Source organism: Spirulina sp. CS-785/01, assembly GCF_028330525.1.
GTDB lineage: Bacteria > Cyanobacteriota > Cyanobacteriia > Cyanobacteriales > Spirulinaceae > JAQMSD01.
Genome location: NZ_JAQMSD010000335.1, coordinates 1 through 2,999, shown reverse-complemented (window position 1 = coordinate 2,999; position 2,999 = coordinate 1). Strand labels below are relative to the sequence as shown.

Genomic DNA, 2,999 nt, shown 5'->3' with positions numbered 1-2,999 from the left:
ATCGCTTCGCCAGAGAAGCCGCTATCCTAGAAGAATTAGGGGAACATCACCCCCAAATTCCCACCCTCTACGCCTATTTTGAAGCAGACGGACAATTTTATCTAGTCCAAGAATACATTGAAGGGGACACCCTCACCCAACAAGTCCAACAACAAGGAACATTTAGCGAAGATAGAGTTAGGGATATTCTCAGCCAACTTTTAGCAGTCTTGGAATATGTGCATAGTCGCAACATTATTCACCGCGATATTAAACCCGATAATATTCTCTTGCGTCACTCAGACAGCAAACCTATTTTAATTGACTTTGGTGCAGTCCGGGAAACCATGACCACCGTTGCAACTCCATCGGGAAACACGGTTAACTCCATTGTAGTGGGAACTCCGGGATTTATGCCATCGGAACAAAATATAGGCCGTCCGGTCTTTTCGAGTGATTTATATGCGTTAGGACTAACAGCCATTTATTTATTAACGGGGAAGTTTCCGAGAGAATTAACCACTGACCCTCAAACAGGGGAGATTACATGGCGGCATACTTTACCCAGTTTATCTAATAGTTTAGCAGAAATTCTCGATAAGTCAATGCGATCGCATCCACGAGAACGCTTTCCCAGTGCCAGAGAAATGCTCAATGCACTCCATGGCCAAACAATGCCTCCCCCCACTGTTCAATCCCCTCCCGCAAGTCAATACAAAACCGTCCCTGTAGGAGGACAAACACCAACCCAACCCCCTCAACAAATCCCCCAAAAGACCAACAATAATCTCAGTATTATTGTGGCAATTTTAGGAGCAGCAATTCTCATTAGTGCCTCCCTAGTTTGGGGATTAACTCGACCTCGTTTTGCTGATAACTCGACAGAAACTCCCGCAGAAGATACGGAACAACCAATAAATTCACCTTCCCCTCAACCCCCCTCTCAAGCACCTCCTACTCCCACCCCCACCCCTTCCCCCTCTGTAACTATTGAAACTCCAGAATCGCCACCGAGTAACGAAGAAACTCCACCGAATAATCCTGTCACTCGTCCTAATCCAGAAACGGTGGTTCAATCTTATTATAGTAATATTAATAATGAACAATATTATGAATCTTGGCAGATGCTACCGTCAGAGATTCAAGACGATTCTGGGTTACATCCAAATGGGTATTTATCCTATTATGATTGGTGGGATTCTGTGGAACGAGTGGGACTAAAAACCATAGAAACAGTTGAGGTAAATCCAGAGAATGCGATTGTTGAGACAAGCTATAATTATTTTATGAAGCAAGGGAATACAACTCCCCAATCTATTCGCTTTTATTTAAGATGGAATGAGAGTCAACAGCAATGGAATATTGCGCGAATAAAGGTTTTATCTTAATAAGGGAGATAAAACACTTTTAAACTAGGTTTCTTCAAGTGAGCCAAAAATACTCTACTCCCTTTCCCTATGCCCTATTCCCTCCTATCACATACTAATATGAATTGTTAATTGTTAATGGCTAATTATTAAAACTCCCATTCTTCTTCATTTGAACTATCTTCTTTTTTACGATAGGGGGGCGTAATAACGCGATAATCTGCTTCGTAAATATTGTTTTGATTAGAAGATTCTGATTGTTGCTCTTGCTGTTCCTCTGGTTTCTCCTCTCCCTCCTGATACCGTTGGCGGTAAACCGTCCCTTTTTGGGAGTCCTTTACAGGCTTTTTGCGGACTTCATAACTGCGGGTTGCTTCTTTATCTCTAGAGAAATTGGGACGGGGGATAGTGGATGCTTCGGGGGGGCGTTCTATATCCCACCCATCGTCAACAGTAGAGGTTTCCCAGTCTGGTGAGGGGGGGTCTTCCCAGTCGGAACGGGGTTGGGACCGGGGTTGGGGTTCATCTTGAATGCGGGTGCGGTTTTCGTACTCCTCTCGACGGTTGCGGTTGCGGGGGGGAGGTTTGGGGGAGGGGTTGGGGGTGAGGGGGAGGGGACGACGGTTAAGGAATTGAATGAGTAAACTGGTGAGGAGGCCGGCAAATATTGCCCCTAATATCCATAGGGAAAGGGGGAGGGCGATGGTACGACTGCCAAAGAAGACGAGAGAGAGGGAGGGAGTCCAATTTTCGAGGACTAGGATTACGAAGAAGGAGATTAATAGTAAAAGTAGTAGCATAATTTAATCTTGACCTTGCCAACGGTTTAGGGGTACGCAGTCGATCTCTAGTTGATCAAAGGTGCGAGCAACAACAAAATCTACTAGGTCTTCGATGGTCTGGGGTTTATGATACCAAGCAGGAATGGCGGGAACGATACTTACGCCGCTTTCTGCGAGGGTGGTGAGGTTTTTGAGGTGAATGAGACTAAAGGGGGTTTCTCTGGGGACGACAACCAGTTTACGGCCTTCTTTAAGTTGTACGTCGGCGGCCCGTTCGAGAAGGTCGGAACTCATGCCGTTGGCAATTTTGGCGATGGTACTCATGCTACAGGGAATGACGATCATGCCGAGGGTACGAAATGATCCACTGGCGATGGTTGCACCGACGTTTCCCCAACGATGACAGCGTAGTTTGCCTTGGTTGGGGATTCCGGTTTGTTCCCGCCAAAATTGCTCTTGTTCTTGGGGGTCTGGGGGCATTCGTTGGTCTTGTTCGGACTGCCAGACGAGGTAACTGGCTTTGGAGGCGACGAGATCAATGGTGTAGTTGCTGGCGAGGAGGTATTTGATGGCGTGAACGGCGTAGATGAGGCCACTGGCCCCACTGATGCCTAAGATTAGGGGTTTATCGGTCATGGGTTGTTTTTTTGTTCTTGGTTCTTTGTTGTTGGTTCTTTGTGATTACGGAAGGGGGGAGAAACCGGGTTTCTGATTTTACTGGGCTGGTTATGACCAGCCCTGTCAAGGTGGGTAACGAGATATGGCGGTTTGGAGTCGCCCTCACCCCCCAACCCCCTCTCCCAACCTTGGGAGAGGGGGAGAAAATGTCTCTCACAAGTGTCTGAAACAACGGTGTCTCGTTCTACAATTT

At 46.8% G+C, this 2,999-nt stretch carries 3 protein-coding genes; 1 reads left to right on the top strand and 2 read right to left on the bottom strand.

Translation table 11 applies throughout. From position 1 onward, the window contains the following. The coding region (locus PN462_RS22140; RefSeq protein WP_272131025.1) for a serine/threonine-protein kinase at positions 1-1,367 on the top strand (1,367 nt) is incomplete at its 5' end. Between the two features lie 128 nt (positions 1,368-1,495). On the opposite strand, the gene PN462_RS22135 is transcribed toward PN462_RS22140, so the two are convergent. After that, complete coding sequence (locus PN462_RS22135; RefSeq protein WP_272131024.1) at positions 1,496-2,146, bottom strand: hypothetical protein; 651 nt, start codon at positions 2,144-2,146, stop codon at positions 1,496-1,498. Between the two features lie 3 nt (positions 2,147-2,149). Further along, positions 2,150-2,764: a flavin prenyltransferase UbiX gene (locus PN462_RS22130; protein ID WP_272131023.1), complete on the bottom strand. Its 615-nt coding sequence runs from the start codon at positions 2,762-2,764 to the stop codon at positions 2,150-2,152. Positions 2,765-2,999 lie beyond the last annotated feature (235 nt).

Bases quoted from the DNA above. Each gene is read 5' to 3' on its own strand.
- PN462_RS22130 (WP_272131023.1), bottom strand. From the start codon at position 2,764: ATGACCGATAAACCCCTAATCTTAGGCATCAGTGGGGCCAGTGGCCTC.
- PN462_RS22135 (WP_272131024.1), bottom strand. From the start codon at position 2,146: ATGCTACTACTTTTACTATTAATCTCCTTCTTCGTAATCCTAGTCCTC.